Source organism: Oceanobacillus iheyensis HTE831 (assembly GCF_000011245.1).
Taxonomy (GTDB): Bacteria; Bacillota; Bacilli; order Bacillales; family Amphibacillaceae; genus Oceanobacillus; species Oceanobacillus iheyensis.
On sequence record NC_004193.1, the window covers coordinates 118,672 to 136,486 of the forward strand.

Annotated in this window: 15 protein-coding genes, 1 pseudogene and 2 other annotated features (1 of these 18 cut by a window edge); all 16 genes and pseudogenes read left to right on the forward strand. The window is 38.8% G+C overall.

The window, feature by feature from the left end:
* Positions 1 to 83: a binding site (T-box leader), on the forward strand (it extends 145 nt beyond the left edge of the window).
* A 321-nt stretch (positions 84 to 404) separates the two neighbouring features.
* The 16 genes and pseudogenes from cysE to rpoC all read left to right on the forward strand — a co-directional run bounded on the left by cysE (position 405) and on the right by rpoC (position 17,530).
* A complete protein-coding gene (cysE, locus tag OB_RS00645) occupies positions 405 to 1,085 on the forward strand; it encodes a serine O-acetyltransferase (RefSeq protein ID WP_011064501.1) in 681 nt (226 codons plus the stop codon).
* Complete coding sequence (gene cysS, locus OB_RS00650) at positions 1,066 to 2,472, forward strand: cysteine--tRNA ligase (protein ID WP_011064502.1); 1,407 nt, start codon at positions 1,066 to 1,068, stop codon at positions 2,470 to 2,472. Before cysE ends, cysS begins: the two co-directional genes overlap by 20 nt.
* Positions 2,472 to 2,888 (forward strand): Mini-ribonuclease 3, encoded by a 417-nt coding sequence (locus tag OB_RS00655; RefSeq protein ID WP_011064503.1) that lies wholly within the window; start codon positions 2,472 to 2,474, stop codon positions 2,886 to 2,888. The genes cysS and OB_RS00655 overlap by 1 nt, the downstream gene beginning before the upstream one ends.
* Positions 2,878 to 3,624, forward strand: coding sequence for a 23S rRNA (guanosine(2251)-2'-O)-methyltransferase RlmB (rlmB, locus tag OB_RS00660; RefSeq protein ID WP_011064504.1), 747 nt, complete (start codon positions 2,878 to 2,880; stop codon positions 3,622 to 3,624). The genes OB_RS00655 and rlmB overlap by 11 nt, the downstream gene beginning before the upstream one ends.
* Complete coding sequence (locus OB_RS00665) at positions 3,624 to 4,133, forward strand: NYN domain-containing protein (protein ID WP_011064505.1); 510 nt, start codon at positions 3,624 to 3,626, stop codon at positions 4,131 to 4,133. The genes rlmB and OB_RS00665 overlap by 1 nt, the downstream gene beginning before the upstream one ends.
* Before the next feature lie 137 nt (positions 4,134 to 4,270).
* Positions 4,271 to 4,924 (forward strand): RNA polymerase sporulation sigma factor SigH, encoded by a 654-nt coding sequence (sigH, locus tag OB_RS00670; RefSeq protein ID WP_011064506.1) that lies wholly within the window; start codon positions 4,271 to 4,273, stop codon positions 4,922 to 4,924.
* Positions 4,925 to 5,093: 169 nt separating this feature from the next.
* Complete coding sequence (gene rpmG / locus OB_RS18005) at positions 5,094 to 5,243, forward strand: 50S ribosomal protein L33 (protein ID WP_011064507.1); 150 nt, start codon at positions 5,094 to 5,096, stop codon at positions 5,241 to 5,243.
* A 193-nt stretch (positions 5,244 to 5,436) separates the two neighbouring features.
* Entirely contained in the window at positions 5,437 to 5,610 is a 174-nt protein-coding gene (gene secE, locus OB_RS00675) for a preprotein translocase subunit SecE (RefSeq protein WP_011064508.1), read from the forward strand.
* A gap of 271 nt (positions 5,611 to 5,881) precedes the next feature.
* Positions 5,882 to 6,418, forward strand: coding sequence for a transcription termination/antitermination protein NusG (gene nusG, locus OB_RS00680; RefSeq protein ID WP_011064509.1), 537 nt, complete (start codon positions 5,882 to 5,884; stop codon positions 6,416 to 6,418).
* Between the two features lie 160 nt (positions 6,419 to 6,578).
* Positions 6,579 to 7,004, forward strand: a complete 426-nt coding sequence (gene rplK / locus OB_RS00685; RefSeq protein ID WP_011064510.1) for a 50S ribosomal protein L11 — start codon at positions 6,579 to 6,581, stop codon at positions 7,002 to 7,004.
* 186 nt (positions 7,005 to 7,190) lie between these two features.
* On the forward strand, positions 7,191 to 7,883 hold the full coding sequence (gene rplA / locus OB_RS00690; protein ID WP_011064511.1) for a 50S ribosomal protein L1: 693 nt from the start codon (positions 7,191 to 7,193) through the stop codon (positions 7,881 to 7,883).
* Positions 7,884 to 7,930: 47 nt separating this feature from the next.
* Positions 7,931 to 8,082, forward strand: a sequence feature (ribosomal protein L10 leader region).
* A 68-nt stretch (positions 8,083 to 8,150) separates the two neighbouring features.
* Positions 8,151 to 8,651, forward strand: coding sequence for a 50S ribosomal protein L10 (rplJ, locus tag OB_RS00695; protein ID WP_011064512.1), 501 nt, complete (start codon positions 8,151 to 8,153; stop codon positions 8,649 to 8,651).
* 55 nt (positions 8,652 to 8,706) lie between these two features.
* Positions 8,707 to 9,069 (forward strand): 50S ribosomal protein L7/L12, encoded by a 363-nt coding sequence (gene rplL / locus OB_RS00700; protein ID WP_011064513.1) that lies wholly within the window; start codon positions 8,707 to 8,709, stop codon positions 9,067 to 9,069.
* 214 nt (positions 9,070 to 9,283) lie between these two features.
* Positions 9,284 to 9,890: pseudogene (locus OB_RS00705) on the forward strand (class I SAM-dependent methyltransferase).
* Positions 9,891 to 10,268: 378 nt separating this feature from the next.
* Positions 10,269 to 13,808, forward strand: a complete 3,540-nt coding sequence (gene rpoB, locus OB_RS00710) for a DNA-directed RNA polymerase subunit beta (RefSeq protein WP_011064515.1) — start codon at positions 10,269 to 10,271, stop codon at positions 13,806 to 13,808.
* A gap of 110 nt (positions 13,809 to 13,918) precedes the next feature.
* Complete coding sequence (rpoC, locus tag OB_RS00715) at positions 13,919 to 17,530, forward strand: DNA-directed RNA polymerase subunit beta' (RefSeq protein WP_011064516.1); 3,612 nt, start codon at positions 13,919 to 13,921, stop codon at positions 17,528 to 17,530.
* Positions 17,531 to 17,815 lie beyond the last annotated feature (285 nt).

A 17,815-nucleotide genomic window follows, 5' to 3' on the forward strand; every position in this document is an offset into this window, starting at 1 on the left:
CGTTATAAGAGTCAAAGTTGAGAGAAGCAAATGCTAATGAGTTTCTCTAAACAGAGTGGAACCGCGCGAGAGGCGTCTCTGTGTACATCATACACAGAGGCGTTTTTTTATGGTCTACTCATACGGTTCCGTCCAGGACATACGGTGATAAACGGCCGCTTACGCTTTTGTTCTGATCTAGAAAATTATAAAATTTTGGAGCAGTGGATAAACGTACTAAATGTTTTAGCCACGTCCAGCTCCAGCGCCATCACCTATTGTCCTTCCGGATACCTCCTTACGATAAGTCAACATCGATTCGCATCCGCTAATCGTGTTTCCTTTATCTCATACGGTTCCGTCCAGGACATACGGTGATAAACGGCCGCTTACGCTTTTGTCTATGAAGAAAGGAGGATTTTCTTTTGGGTATTTTTAAGATGATGAAAGAGGATATGGATGTTGTATTTGAACAAGACCCTGCTGCTAGAACGTATGTTGAAGTAATGCTTACTTATTCTGGTTTACATGCTGTATGGTCCCATCGCGTTGCCCATTGGTTTTATAACAAGCGATTATTGTTTATTGCACGTGTTATTTCACAAATAAGTCGGTTTATCACTGGAATCGAAATTCATCCCGGAGCGAAGATAGGCCAAAGGTTATTTATTGACCATGGGATGGGAGTTGTCATCGGGGAGACATGTGAAATAGGCAATAATGTTACCATTTTTCAAGGTGTAACGCTTGGTGGTACAGGTAAAGAAAAAGGCAAACGTCATCCAACGCTAAAGGATAATGCCTTGATTGCAACTGGTGCAAAAGTACTCGGCGCGATTACGATTGGTGAAAACTCTAAAGTTGGTGGTGGATCAGTCGTGCTAAAGGATGTTCCAGATAACTCAACGGTTGTAGGTGTTCCCGGGCAAGTGGTCGTTCAAGATGGAAAAAGAGTAGGAAGAGACCTTGATCATCATAAATTACCAGATCCTGTCTTTGATAAATGCGCCCAATTACAAACACAAATTGATGAGCTAAAAGCGGAAATGGCTTCGATGAAAGAGGAAAAAAGGAGGGTCTTAGAAAATGACCATACAAATATATAATACATTAACAAGACAAAAAGAAATATTTAAGCCACTAGAAGAAGGTAAGGTTAAAATGTATGTATGCGGTCCGACTGTATACAACTATATTCATATTGGTAATGCAAGACCCGCAATTGTGTTTGATACTGTTCGCCGGTATTTGGAATATAGAGGATTTGATGTAGATTATGTATTAAACTTCACGGACGTAGATGATAAAATCATAAAAACTGCAAAAGACGTTGGTGAAGAAGTTCCAGTGCTTGCGGATAGATTTGTGAATGCGTATTTAGAAGACGTAGGAGCACTTGGTGTAAAAAAAGCTACAAAGAATCCAAGAGTAATGGATACGATGGATGATATTATTGCTTTTATTTCAGCCTTAATTGAAAAAGGCTATGCGTATGAAGCGGATGGAGACGTATATTTTAAACCAAGATCCTTTGACACGTATGGCAAATTATCTCATCAATCTATTGATGAACTGCGTTCTGGAGCGCGAATTCAAGTAGGAGAGAAAAAAGAAGATCCACTTGACTTTGCATTATGGAAGCAAGCAAAAGACGATGAAATTGCTTGGAAATCTCCTTGGGGTGAAGGAAGACCAGGTTGGCATATTGAATGCTCGGCAATGGTGAAGAAACATTTAGGAGATACGATTGATATCCACGCTGGTGGACAGGATTTAACTTTCCCACATCACGAAAATGAAATAGCACAATCAGAAGCAATGAACGGGGAGACTTTTGCAAACTATTGGATGCATAATGGGTATATTAATATTGATAATGAGAAAATGTCGAAGTCACTTGGTAACTTTGTACTTGCTAGAGACTTAATCCAAGCACATGATCCAAGAGTTTTACGCTTCTTTATGTTATCTGTTCATTATCGAAATCCGATTAACTTCACTGAAGCTCTACTTGAAAGTGCAAAAACAAGCTTAGAGCGTATTCAAACAGCTTATCATAATTTATCTCATCGACGCGATTCAAGTTTAAATCTAACTAATGATGATGCTAAATGGCTGCAGTTGGTATCAGCAGCAATGAGCAAATTTGAACAAGATATGGACGATGATTTCAATACAGCGAATGCAATTTCGGTTTTATTTGATTTATCGAAAGAAGCGAATGTTTACCTACAAGAAAACCAAACTTCTACTGAAGTTATAGATGCATTCCAAGATGCGATTTCACAGATTCTAACAGTATTAGGAATTAATATTTTAGAAGATGAAGAAACATTACTTGATGAAACCATTGAAGCGTTAATTAAAGAAAGAAATGAAGCACGGAAAAATCGTAATTTCGCTAGAGCGGATGAGATTCGTGATATGCTCAAAGAAAAAGGTATCGTACTCGAAGATACTCCACAAGGTGTGCGTTGGAAAAGAGGTAAGTAATGAAACCGAATGATGTGAAGCAGCTAAAGAGCCTTGCACTTGCTTATATAGGTGATTCTATATTTGAATTATATATTCGAGAATATCTATTAGAGCGTGGTACGGTAAATCCTAATAAGTTACATCAGTCCGCAACATCGTATGTCGCGGGAAAAACACAGGCAATGGTTATTTTATATTGGTTGGATGTTGACGGATTTCTTACGGAAGAAGAACAAAAAGTTGTTGCCCGTGGAAGAAATGCTAAATCAGGTTCGGTACCAAAGAATATAAGTGTCCAAACGTATCGGTATAGTACTGCGTTTGAGGCACTTATTGGGTATCACTATATGATGAAAAACGAGGATCGATTAGAAGAACTTATTCAAAATGCAATTCAGTACGCGGAAGAAAGGAGAGATAGCCGTGGACAATGAAGTCATTATGGGAAGGAATCCTGTTATGGAAGCTCTGAAATCTGGGCGGTCAGTAAATAAAGTGATGGTTACAGAACAAATACAAGGTTCCACTTTTCAAAAAATTAACCAACTAGCAAGAGAGGCTGGAACAATTGTACAAAAAGTTCCACGCTCTAAGTTAGATCAGATGGAATTAGGAAATCATCAAGGGGTGGTAGCATATGTAGCTTCGTATACGTACGCCTCGTTAGACGATTTATTTGACCGAGCTAATGAACGTGGCGAGGATCCTTTCTTTATCTTATTAGATGAATTAGAAGATCCACACAATTTAGGCTCAATATTACGAAGCGCAGATGCGACAGGTGTACATGGAGTTATTATTCCTAAACGACGCTCAGTCGGATTAACCGCAACGGTTGCAAAAACTGCCGCTGGCGCGATAGAACATATCCCAGTTGTGCGAGTAACCAATATGTCTAATACTATTGATGAATTAAAAGAACGAAATGTTTGGATTGTTGGAACAGAAGCGGAAGCAGACCAAGACTATCGACAATTAGATGGATCATTACCTATTGGTATTGTAATTGGTAACGAAGGGAAAGGAATGAGTCGTCTCGTTCGAAAAAAATGTGACTGGACAGTGGGCTTACCTATGGTCGGACAAGTATCCTCACTCAATGCATCGGTAGCTTGCGGACTTTTGCTTTATGAAGTATACCGTAAACGTCATCCTCTCGGAGATCAGTAATGAAAGAAGTCTTGATTGTTGATGGATATAATGTAATTGGAGCTTGGGGAGAATTGCAACGATTGAAAGAGAAAGAAATTGGACAGGCAAGAGATCGACTCATCGAAGTGTTAGCGGAATATCAAGCCTTTACTGGAAAGCATGTTATTCTCGTCTTTGATGCTTATTATGTACGTGGTGTAGAAAATAAACAACAAAAATTTAACATTGAGATTATTTATACCAAAGAAAAAGAGACAGCGGACGAATGTATCGAAAAACTAGTTAAAGAAGTGAAAAACATCCAAACTCAAGTTTATGTAGCAACTTCGGATTATGCTGAACAACGAACTATTTTCGGACAAGGCGCACTACGCAAATCCGCACGAGAGTTACTTATTGAAGTGCAGGATATGGATAGAGAGATTCATGTTAGTTTAGAAGTTCATCGAAAAACAAAACCGCAAGCTAAAATAAAAATTGATAAAGAAATCATGGAAAAGTTTGAACAAATGCGAAGAGGAGAATAATAGCTTGTATGCTCGTCAAAATTAAACAATTCGACAAATTATGACTATTTCCTGGTTTAGGTCAAGTTGACGGTTTTAAAACGCTTCCTGTATAATATTTCCTATACTATAGAAGCGGAATTTGCAGGAGGCGATCTTTGGTGAATATCGGGCAAATAGACACGACCAACAAGGGATTAGAGCAGCTTGATGATACTGATTTGCTACAATTCATTCGTCAAGGGAATAGTCACGCGCTAGACCTCCTTATACAACGGTACATTAGTTTTGTACGAGCAAAAGCACGAACGTATTTTCTTGTAGGTGCGGATAAAGAGGATATTATCCAAGAAGGGATGATTGGTCTATATAAAGCTATACGTGATTATGATGTGGACAAGCTATCCTCTTTTAAAGCATTTGCTGAATTATGTGTCACAAGACAAATTATCACGGCGATCAAAACAGCCACACGTCAAAAACATATTCCATTAAATTCATATGTATCTTTGGACAAGCCGATTTATGATGAAGAATCAGATAGAACTTTGTTAGATATAATAGGTGGATCCATTGATGTAGATCCACAAGAATTATTGATCAGTCAAGAAGATTATGGGACGCTAGAACATAAATTATCGAAATTATTAAGCGACTTAGAAAAGAAAGTATTGCAATTATATTTAGACGGACGCACCTATCAAGAGATTTCAGAGCATTTAAATCGTCATGTAAAGTCGATTGATAATGCCCTGCAGCGAGTGAAACGAAAATTAGAGCAACTAATGGAATCAAATGGAGTTTCTTTGTAAATATAAAAAAACTTTACGACAGAAATCGACAACAAGAATCTGAAAATTACGGGAAGATTTTACTGTTTCTTGTAACAGAAGCGATAGATTGTTGTGATGCCGTTGACATAATTCATGCTAGGTGCTACAGTAATATAGTCTATAAAATCCCTTTATAAGGGGTGGAATAATGAGTAAAAAAATAACATTGGCATGTGCTGTATGTTCAAGCAGGAATTATTCGACAAACAAGAATGTATCCAATCAATCTACAAGATTAGAAGTAAAAAAGTTCTGCAAAACATGCGGAAAACATACACTACATCGCGAGACGAAATAAAATAATGAGTTTAACTTTAACATTAAAAACTATTTGCGAGATTCACCTCCAATTACGAGAAAACAAGTTTTATGTAGGAGTGAATAGCGGAATAGTCAATCTGTTTTATTCAGCTAAATCATTAGGGTGTTGAATCCTGACAGGTGAGCTTTCGTTTTTATATTGAATCGTGTGGGTTCGGGGGGTACAATAAATGTTTAAGTTTTTAAGAAATGTATCTAGAGAGATGAAAAAGGTAAGTTGGCCGAAAGGAAAGGAACTTAGAAATTACACTGTTGTTGTTATTTCTACAGTAATTTTCATGGCTGTGTTCTTTTTTGTTGTAGATTTAGGGATTTCTCAACTTTTAAATGCATTTTTTGAATAATTAAGCTATAATAAGGTATACTGTACTAAGCGCATATAATTTAAACTAAAAACCCGGCTTTTGCGGGTTTTTTAATATTGGAAGAAAATAATTTCTAAAAGACTAACATTTAGTGTGTATGTGAAAACTAATAGCAAGGGAGGGAAGAGGTTAGGACAAACATTTTATTAGAAAGATGAATGATAGCTAGAATAAGCGGAGTATATTACTACAGCGGGTTTTTAAAACCTATTCATTCTGTTTCTAGCTTTGTCTCAACCTCTAAATGAAGATGGAGAAAAACTGGTACGTCGTTCATACTTACTCAGGGTATGAAAATAAAGTGAAAATGAATCTAGAAAAACGTGTTGAATCAATGGGGATGGAAGATAAAATATTTCGAGTGATAGTCCCAGAAGATGAAGAAGCGGAGATCAAAAACGGCAAGAAAAAAATGGTCAAGAAAAAATCATTCCCAGGCTATGTTTTAACAGAAATGGTAATGACGGATGACTCTTGGTATGTCGTGCGTAATACACCAGGTGTAACTGGATTCGTAGGTTCTAGCGGACATGGCGCAAAACCAACTCCGTTAATGCCTGGCGAAATTGATGTAGTATTAAAACGTATGGGTGTATCTGAACCAACTGTACAAGTAGATTTCGAGATAAAAGAAAACGTTCGTGTTACCGATGGACCGTTTACCGACTTTACAGGTTCAATCGAACATATAGATACGGACAAGCAGAAAATTAAAGTACATGTAAATATGTTTGGTAGAGAAACTCCGGTAGAACTAGATTTTTCACAAGTAGAAAAACTATCATAAACTCCCATCACTCAAAGCTTGCATTTTTTCAAAATACATGCTAAAATTCTTATGTTATTCATGTGCCGCCAAGTTGGTGCACATGGTAAATTTGAGTGGGAGGGTTTCCCAAATCTTATAACCCTATTACCACATCACGGACTTTAAGGAGGTGTGTCTCGTGGCTAAAAAAGTAATTAAATTAGTTAAATTGCAAATCCCAGCTGGTAAAGCTAACCCAGCACCGCCAGTAGGACCAGCACTAGGTCAAGCAGGTGTTAATATTATGGGATTCTGTAAAGAATTCAACGCTCGAACACAAGATCAAGCGGGTATGATTATCCCTGTTGAAATTACGGTATTCGAGGACCGTTCATTTACATTTATTACTAAGACTCCACCAGCAGCAGTGCTATTGAAAAAAGCAGCTGGAATTGAGTCTGGTTCAGGTGAGCCAAACAAAAACAAGGTTGCTTCTGTTAAACGCGATCAAGTGAAAGAAATCGCTGAAACAAAAATGCCTGATTTAAACGCAGCTGACGTTGATGCGGCAATGCGTATGGTAGAAGGTACTGCACGCAGTATGGGAATCACGATTGAAGACTAATTGATTCCGCTATTCAATCAATATGACTTGATTGAAATTTACAATAAGAGGTTGCGGCTGGATAACATCCGCAGCCTTATTCGTGAGATGCTAACAAGGTATTTGTGTTAGTGTGCTTGATAAAAGCCTTGTGCTTTTATAAGTGGGAGGTACAACCGTTATAACCACAATAGAGGAGGAAATAAAATGGCAAAAATCGGTAAGAAGCATCAAGAAGCGTTAAAGCTTGTTGATCGCTCTAAATCATATGAAATTAAAGAAGCTGTTGAATTAGCAAAAAAAGCAGCTAAAGCAAATTTTGATGAAACTGTAGAAGCGGCATTCCGTCTTGGCGTGGATCCGAAGAAAGCAGACCAACAAATTCGCGGTGCTTTTGTTTTACCACACGGCACTGGGAAAACACAACGTGTATTGGTATTTGCTAAAGGTGAAAAAGCGAAGGAAGCAGAAGCTGCTGGCGCTGATTATGTAGGTGAAGGAGACTACATCAACAAAATCAACCAAGGTTGGTTTGAGTTTGATGTAATCGTAGCTACACCTGATATGATGGCTGAAGTAGGGAAACTTGGCCGTGTACTTGGACCAAAAGGTTTAATGCCAAACCCTAAAACTGGTACAGTAACGTTTGAAGTTGAGAAAGCTGTTAACGATATTAAAGCTGGTAAAGTAGAATATCGTGTAGACAAGTCAGCGAACATTCACGTTCCAATCGGAAAAATTTCTTTTGATGATCAAAAATTAGTGGATAACTTTGTTGCACTTACAGAGCAGTTAGTAAAAGTGAAGCCTCAATCTTCTAAAGGTATATACATGAAGAACGCTTCTATTACTTCTACTATGGGACCTGGAATTAAAGTAGACGTTTCAAACTTCCGTTAATTGGTAGTTGACTTTTATTGAAACGTTCGATATACTGATTTCGGTAATAAAAAGAATACGTTATACCGTAGACAGCGGGGGCTTTATAGCTTAATAATCCTGCCGAGGTGTTTATGATGAAGGTAGTTTCGCGTTAAAAGCATTGCTATCTGCCATATATAAGCTCTCATGTCTACATGGGAGCTTTTTACATTTCTTACTACTTTTGTATGAATGTGTAAAGCACAAAAGAACGGTGTAATGAGGAATTTAATAGGAGGTGGAACAATGTCAGGAATCATTGAGAAAAAGAAACAAGTGGTTGAAGAAATCGCTGAAAAATTCCGTGCTAGCCAAACAGCTGTAGTTGTTGACTATCGTGGTCTTGACGTAGCAGAAGTTACAGCACTACGTAAAGAACTTCGTGAAGCTGGTATCGAATTTAAAGTTTACAAAAACACAATGACTCGTCGTGCGGTTGAAGCTGTAGAACTTACAGATTTAAACGATACATTAACTGGACCAACAGCTATCGCGTTCAGTAATGATGATGTCGTAGCGCCAGCGCGTATCTTGAATAATTTCAAGAAAGATCATGAGGCATTGGAAATCAAAGGTGGCGTAATTGAAGGACAAGTCGCTACACTTGATCAAATCAAAGATCTTGCAGACCTACCGAACTACGAAGGTATGGTTTCTATGTTGCTTAGCGTGCTTCAAGCTCCAGTTCGTAACTTCGCTTATGTTACTAAAGCTGTTGCTGAGCAAAAAGAAGAGCAAGGTGCTTAATTCACCAATCGGTTTACAAATAAAAATTAATTACAATTAATAGGAGGATTCAATCATGACTAACGAAGAAATGATTAGCGCAATTAAAGAAATGTCTGTATTAGAACTTAACGACCTAGTAAAAGCTATTGAAGAAGAATTTGGAGTAACTGCTGCTGCACCAGTTGCTGCTGCAGGTGCTGCTGGCGGAGCTGTTGAAGAAGAAAAAACTGAATTTGACGTTGTTCTTACAAGTGCTGGTGCATCTAAGATCAAAGTTGTTAAAGCAGTACGTGAAATCACTGGTCTTGGCTTAAAAGATGCTAAAGACTTAGTAGATAACGCTCCTAAGCCAATTAAAGAAGGCGTTTCTAAAGAAGAAGCTGAAGAAGTTCAAGGTAAACTTGAAGAAGCTGGAGCTTCTGTAGAAGTTAAATAAGGAAACTTAAATAAAGTGGGAGCTCGCCGTTTGTTGGCGGGCTCTTTATCACGAAGCCTCCTTATGTTATAAAGGGAGTAGAAATAGAAGGAAACCACCGTTATAGAAGAAAAAGCACATGCTAGTCAGCTAGGATATTTTTCGGTTTATCGGTGGTTTGTTTTTTAAGTTAAAGAATCTCCAACAAACTTTTCATAGTAAAGTAGGTGCCTATATGTCAGAGCATTACTTTTCCAACAATCCTCAGTCAAAAACTTCACCGAGAACGTGGATGTATGAATTTGCGAGGTCGAACCTTTCATTTCACTAGTGATGTAGGTGTCTTTTCAAAGAATGATATTGATTTTGGTTCTCGTCTTCTTATTGAACAATTTCAAGAGCCTCAAATTAATGGAGATATACTTGATGTAGGATGTGGTTATGGGCCAATCGGGCTTTCGCTTGCAGCTGAATTTGAAGATCGTGCAGTTTCGATGGTTGACATCAATGATCGGGCGGTAGAGTTAGCGAAACGGAATGCGAGTGTAAATAATATAACCAATGTAACCATACAAACAAGCGATATATATAGTGCTATCGGTGAAACACTTCGCTTTGCTGCGGTAGTTACAAATCCGCCGATACGTGCGGGTAAAAAAGTCGTGCATCAGATTTTTGAAGGTGCAAAGGATTTACTGCTCCCGAACGGAGAATTATGGGTGGTTATACAGAAAAAACAAGGAGCTCCGTCTGCTAAAGATAAGCTAAATGAAGTGTTCGGTAATGTAGAGATAGTGAAAAAGGATAAAGGATATTATATTTTTAAAGCGCAAAGAGTTTGACCATCACTACCTGGTATGCTAAGATAGGAAGATGGTAGAATGAGGATACTCTTGTCAATGGGTATATTCATTAAAAGTAAATGTATATTTTGATCGTTAGAGGTAAAACTGATAGAATCGGAAAAAATACTGACCGGTTCATTGTTTTCTATAGTTTACCAAAATTTTAGCAATCTGTACAATCGGATTATGGTTGTATCAGAATTATTGCTCGAATGAGATCATCTGGATAGCATGAAATTCAGAGGTTTACTTGTTACATGTTGTTAGTTTCAAAGAACATATCTGACTAATTTAGTTCAGTAGGTTCTTTTAAATATGATTCACATTTTTATAGTGAAATACTTTTAAAAATGTAAGATTTAAGGGGTGAAGCAGTTGACAGGTCAACTAGTTCAGTATGGACGGCACCGCCAACGCAGGAGCTATGCGCGTATCAACGAGGTGTTGGAATTACCAAACCTAATCGAAATCCAAACCGCTTCTTATGATTGGTTCTTGGAAGAGGGTTTACGAGAGATGTTTCAGGATATTTCTCCAATCGAAGACTTTACGGGAAATCTATCGCTTGAATTTGTTGATTATAGTTTAGGTGATCCAAAGTACCCTGTAGATGAAGCGAAGGAAAGAGATGTAACGTACAATGCTCCACTTCGCGTGAAGGTTCGTTTAATTAATAATGAAACCGGTGAAGTGAAGGAACAAGAAGTATTTATGGGTGATTTCCCACTTATGACAGAAACGGGAACATTCATTATCAATGGCGCGGAACGAGTTATCGTATCGCAGCTTGTGCGTTCTCCGAGCGTATATTATAACGAGAAGATCGACAAGAATGGAAAAAGAGGTATTGGTGCAACAGTCATTCCAAACCGCGGTGCGTGGTTAGAATTTGAAACAGATGCAAAAGATATCGCTTATGTTCGTATAGATCGTACTCGTAAGTTACCAATCACTGTACTATTACGTGCACTAGGATTCGGTACAGATCAAGAAATCACAGATTTGCTAGGTGAGAATGAATATTTACGTAATACATTAGAAAAAGACAATACAGAGAATGCTGAAAAAGCTCTATTAGAAATCTATGAGCGTTTACGCCCTGGAGAACCACCAACTGTAGAAAACGCAAAGAGCTTACTAGTATCTCGTTTCTTCGATCCAAAGCGTTATGACTTAGCGCATGTTGGACGTTATAAAATGAACAAGAAACTTCATATGAAGAATCGTTTGTTCAATCAAATCTTAGCTGAACCAATTGTTGATCCAGAAACTGGAGAAGTAATTGCGGAAAAGGGAGAAAAATTAGAACGAAAGTTACTAGATAAAATCCTCCCTTATTTAGAGCGTGCGGAAGACCGTTTTGGAGAATCAGTTCTATCCCCTCACGAAGGTGTGTTAGAAGATGAAATCACGATTCAGTCTGTTAAGATTATTGATCCGACAGATCCTAATGGAGAAAGAGAACTTACTGTAATTGGTAACGGTGGAGTTACAAACGATGTTAAAAACATCACTCCTGCCGATATCTTATCTTCCATTAGCTATTTCTTCAATCTACTTCATGAAGTTGGAGGAACAGATGATATTGACCATTTAGGTAATCGTCGCTTACGTTCTGTTGGGGAATTATTGCAAAATCAATTCCGAATTGGATTATCTCGTATGGAACGTGTGGTTCGTGAAAGAATGTCTATCCAAGACACTTCTAGCGTTACACCACAACAACTAATCAATATCCGACCGGTTATTGCGTCAATTAAAGAATTCTTTGGTAGCTCACAGCTATCTCAATTTATGGATCAAACAAATCCACTAGGTGAATTAACGCATAAACGTCGTCTATCTGCCCTAGGACCAGGTGGTCTTACGCGTGAGCGTGCAGGCTTTGAAGTTCGAGACGTTCACTATTCCCACTATGGTCGTATGTGTCCGATCGAAACGCCGGAGGGTCCGAATATCGGGTTGATAAACTCGTTATCTAGTTATGCGAAAGTGAATAAATTTGGTTTCATTGAGTCTCCTTATCGTCGTGTAGACCCTGAAACTGGTAAAGTAACAAATAAAATTGATTACCTTACTGCGGATGAGCAAGACAACTATATTGTTGCCCAAGCAAACTCTCCGTTAGATGAAGATAGTCGTTTCCAAAACGAAGAAGTAATCTCACGTTTCCAAGAAGATAACATCGTAGTTTCACGCGATAAGATCGATTACATGGACGTATCACCGAAACAGGTTGTTTCTGCTGCGACAGCATGTATTCCATTCTTGGAAAACGATGACTCAAACCGTGCACTAATGGGTGCGAACATGCAACGTCAAGCAGTTCCATTGATGAAACCACAAGCTCCTATCGTAGGAACTGGTATGGAGTATGTTAATGGGAAAGATTCAGGTGCTGCGGTAATTTGCCACCATGATGGTGTGATTGAACGCGTTGAAGCGAAAGAGGTTTACGTTCGTCGCATCTCTATTGTTGATGGTAAAGAGGTCGAAGGAGACTTGGATCGTTACGGATTACAAAAATATAAACGTTCCAACCAAGGAACGTGTTATAACCAGCGTCCAATTGTTAGTCAAGGAGATCGCGTAACAAAAGGCGAAGTTCTTGCAGATGGACCTTCTATGGAAGATGGCGAACTTGCACTAGGCCAGAACGTTTTAGTTGGTTTCATGACTTGGGAAGGTTATAACTATGAGGATGCCATCATCATGAGTGAACGTCTTGTAAAAGACGATGTATATACTTCTATTCATATTGAAGAATTTGAATCGGAAGCTCGTGATACAAAATTAGGACCTGAAGAAATTACAAGAGATATTCCTAATGTTGGTGAAGATGCTCTGAAAAATCTTGATGAGCACGGTATTATTCGTGTTGGTGCGGAAGTAACAGATGGAGATATTCTTGTAGGTAAAGTAACGCCAAAAGGTGTAACAGAGCTTTCTGCAGAAGAACGTTTATTACATGCTATCTTTGGTGAAAAAGCTCGAGAAGTACGTGACACATCTCTTCGTGTTCCACACGGCGGTGGCGGTATCGTTCTTGATGTGAAGATATTCAACCGTGAAGACGGTGACGAGTTACCACCAGGTGTGAACCAACTCGTACGTGCTTATATCGTACAAAAACGTAAAATCCATGAAGGGGATAAGATGGCAGGTCGTCACGGTAACAAAGGTGTTATCTCCAAAATCTTACCGGAAGAAGATATGCCATATCTACCAGATGGAACACCAATCGACATTATGTTGAACCCACTAGGTGTACCTTCTCGTATGAATATCGGACAGGTGTTTGAGCTTCATTTGGGAATGGCTGCAAGACAGCTTGGTATACATGTGGCCAGCCCAGTATTCGATGGTGCGCGTGAGGAAGATGTTTGGGAAACGCTTGAAGAAGCAGGCATGCCTCGTGATGCAAAAACGGTCTTATATGACGGAAGAACTGGTGAAGCATTTGATAACCGTGTATCCGTAGGTGTTATGTATATGATTAAACTTGCGCACATGGTTGATGATAAGCTACACGCTCGTTCAACTGGACCATACTCACTTGTTACACAGCAGCCACTTGGCGGTAAAGCGCAATTTGGTGGACAGCGTTTTGGTGAGATGGAGGTATGGGCACTCGAAGCATATGGAGCTGCTTATACACTACAAGAAATCCTTACCGTTAAATCGGATGATACAGTTGGTCGTGTGAAAACATACGAAGCAATTGTTAAGGGTGACAATGTTCCAGAACCTGGTGTTCCAGAATCCTTTAAAGTATTAATTAAAGAGCTTCAAAGTCTTGGAATGGATGTAAAAATGCTTTCCAGTAATGAAGACGAAATTGATATGCGTGAATTAGAGGAAGAGGAAGTTCAGGCTGCAACGAAGTTAAATATTGATGTCGAAGAAAGTGAATAAAACAATTAGCACAGAAGGTTTTAGGACGACAATCCGAGAACCTTTCTGTTGCTTTCTATAAATATCTGATCCAGTGGTAAAATCGCACATTAAAAAGGGAGGATTGCCCCTTGTTGGATGTAAATAATTTTGAGTACATGAAAATAGGTCTCGCATCACCTGAAAAGATTCGTTCTTGGTCATACGGTGAAGTTAAAAAGCCGGAAACGATTAACTATCGTACATTGAAGCCAGAAAAAGACGGTCTTTTCTGTGAGCGTATTTTTGGACCACAGAAGGACTGGGAATGTCATTGTGGTAAATACAAGCGCGTCCGTTATAAAGGCGTTGTTTGTGATCGTTGTGGAGTAGAAGTAACAAAAGCGAAAGTACGTCGTGAACGAATGGGACATATCGAGTTAGCCGCTCCTGTGTCACACATTTGGTATTTCAAAGGAATCCCGAGTCGTATGGGATTAGTATTGGATATGTCACCGCGTGCGCTAGAAGAAGTTATTTACTTTGCAGCATATATCGTTACAGATCCAGGAAGTACACCACTCGAGAAAAAACAATTGCTTTCTGAAAAAGAATTCCGTTCTTATTATGATAAGTACGGCAATACATTTAAAGCGCAAATGGGTGCAGAAGCGATCCGTAAACTTCTTCAAGATATTGATCTTGAAAAAGAAGTTGATGCTTTAAGAGAAGAATTGAAATCTGCGCAAGGACAGCGTAGAACAAGAGCAATCAAACGTTTAGAAGTTATGGAAGCATTCCGTAATTCTGGTAATGAATCTAGCTGGATGATTTTAGACGTTCTTCCAGTAATTCCTCCAGAAATACGTCCAATGGTTCAATTGGATGGTGGACGTTTTGCGACTTCTGATTTAAATGATCTATATCGTAGGGTGATTAATCGTAATAATCGTTTGAAGCGTCTTCTTGATTTAGGTGCTCCTAGCATCATCGTTCAAAACGAAAAACGTATGCTACAAGAAGCTGTAGATGCGTTGATTGATAATGGTCGTCGTGGCCGTCCTGTTACAGGACCAGGAAACCGCCCATTAAAATCTCTTTCCCACATGTTGAAAGGGAAGCAAGGTCGTTTCCGTCAAAATCTACTTGGTAAGCGTGTTGACTACTCCGGTCGTTCCGTTATCGTCGTAGGACCTCATTTGAAAATGTATCAATGTGGTTTACCAAGAGAGATGGCACTAGAATTATTTAAACCATTTATTATGAAAGAGCTTGTTTCTAGAGGATTAGCTCATAATATTAAATCAGCAAAACGTAAGATTGAGCGTGTACACCCAGATGTATGGGATGTGCTGGAAGATGTTATTAAAGAACATCCAGTACTTCTAAATCGTGCACCTACACTTCACCGTCTAGGAATTCAGGCGTTTGAGCCAACACTTGTAGATGGGCGTGCAATTCGTCTGCATCCACTTGTATGTACTGCTTATAACGCAGACTTTGATGGTGACCAAATGGCGGTTCACGTACCACTTGGTGCGGAAGCACAAGCAGAAGCGCGAATCTTAATGTTGGCTGCCCAAAATATTCTAAATCCAAAAGACGGTAAACCAGTAGTTACACCATCACAGGATATGGTATTAGGTAACTATTACCTAACATTGGAGCGCGAAAATGCTATCGGTGAAGGGTCTTACTTTAAAGATACAAACGAAGCATTAATTGCATACCAAACTGGTTATGCTCACCTGCATACTCGTGTTGCTGTTCAAGCGTCAAGCTTAAATAACAAAACATTTACAGAAGAGCAAAACAATAAATTGTTACTAACTACTGTAGGTAAATTAATCTTTAATGAGATTCTTCCGGATTCATTCCCGTATATCAATGAGCCGACACAGTTGAATCTTGAAGAAAAAACACCAGAGAATTACTTTGTTGATCCAGGTACTTCCATTAAAGAAGAGATCCAAAGTCGTGAACTTGTCAAACCATTTAAAAAAGGTTTCTTAGGAGATATCATTGCTGAAGTCTTCAAACGATTCCAGATCACAGAGACTTCAAAAATGCTTGACCGTATGAAAGACTTAGGATTTAGTTATTCTACGAAAGCAGGAATGACAGTTGGTATTTCTGACATCGTTGTACTTGCTGAAAAACAAGGTATTTTAGATGAAGCTCAAACTAAAGTGGATAAAGTACTCAAGCAGTTCCGTCGTGGTTTAATTACTGAAGAAGAACGTTATGATCGAGTAATTGCTATTTGGTCTGAGGCTAAAGACGTTATTCAAGATAAATTGATGGGATCCTTGAGTAACCGAAACCCTATCTTTATGATGAGTGATTCAGGTGCTCGTGGTAACGCATCTAACTTCACGCAGCTTGCTGGTATGCGTGGATTGATGGCCGATCCAGCTGGTAAAATCATCGAAATACCAATTAAATCAAGTTTCCGTGAAGGCTTAACTGTAATGGAATACTTTATTTCCACACACGGTGCGCGTAAAGGTCTTGCCGATACAGCACTGAAAACAGCTGACTCAGGTTACTTGACTCGTCGACTTGTTGATGTTGCACAAGACGTAATCATTCGTGAAGACGATTGTGGAACAGATCGAGGTTTGACTGTTTCAGCATTAGAAGAAGGTTCGGAAGTAATCGAACCGCTAATCGATCGTTTGATTGGAAGAACTTCTTTTGAAAATGTGAAGCATCCAGAAACTGGAGAAGTGATAGTTGAAAAGAACGAACTCATTTCTGAAGATCAAGCGAAAACAATTGTTGAGTCTGGTATACAAGAAGTGATTATTCGCTCTGCGTTTACTTGTAATACGAAGCACGGCGTGTGTCAAAAATGTTATGGCCGTAACTTAGCAACTGGTTCTGATGTAGAGGTTGGAGAAGCAGTAGGGATTATCGCTGCACAATCTATCGGTGAGCCAGGAACGCAGCTTACAATGCGTACATTCCACACAGGTGGGGTTGCTGGAGATGACATCACACAAGGTTTACCTCGTATCCAAGAGTTATTTGAAGCGCGAAATCCGAAAGGGCAAGCGGTAATAACTGAAATAGATGGTACCGTACTTGAATTTAAAGAAGTAAAAGATAAACAAGAAATAGTTGTTCAAGGTGAAGTAGAACAACGTAGTTACGCAGTACCTTATAATGCAAGAATGAAAGTATCCATCGGAGACACTGTAGAAGCTGGTCAAGAGTTAACAGAAGGGTCCGTAGATCCGAAAGAACTCTTACAAATTAAAGGTGTTGAAGGGGTACAGGATTACTTGCTTAAAGAAGTACAACGAGTATATCGTATGCAAGGGGTAGAAATTGGCGATAAACACGTTGAAGTAATGGTTCGCCAAATGTTGCGTAAGATTCGCGTCGTATCTTCCGGAGATACTGAAGTATTACCTGGATCCTTACTTGAATTACATCAATTCAAAGAAGCGAACCATAAAGTGTTAATGGAAGAAGGAGAACCAGCAACTGGACGTCCAGTTCTACTTGGTATTACAAAAGCATCATTAGAAACTGACTCCTTCTTATCTGCTGCATCATTCCAAGAAACAACACGTGTTCTTACAGATGCTGCAATAAAAGGAAAACGTGATGAGCTACTAGGTCTGAAAGAGAACGTTATTATTGGTAAGCTTGTGCCAGCCGGTACCGGAATGCCTCAATATCGCAATCTCGAATCAGGATTAGATATGCCAGAATCTGCTGAAGAATCTTCAGAAGAAGAAACACAAACAGTTTAGTATTTAATTTGCTAATATGATGTTTTAAGGTAAGCAAACGGAAGCACCAAAAAAATACCTTTTAGATATTGACATTAAAAATCTAGAATGGTACTATATTCAAGGTGCTTCCGATTATGCTTACAAAGTATTTTCGGGTGCAAAAAGTGTAATCGGAACTTACGGATTACCAGAAACACTATTTGTATTATTAGACTAATCAACGAAGTGACTACATGGTGATTGATACAAAGAGATATAAAGTTTTTGTGTATATAATACGCAGAGACGTTATTTTTTCCCTAA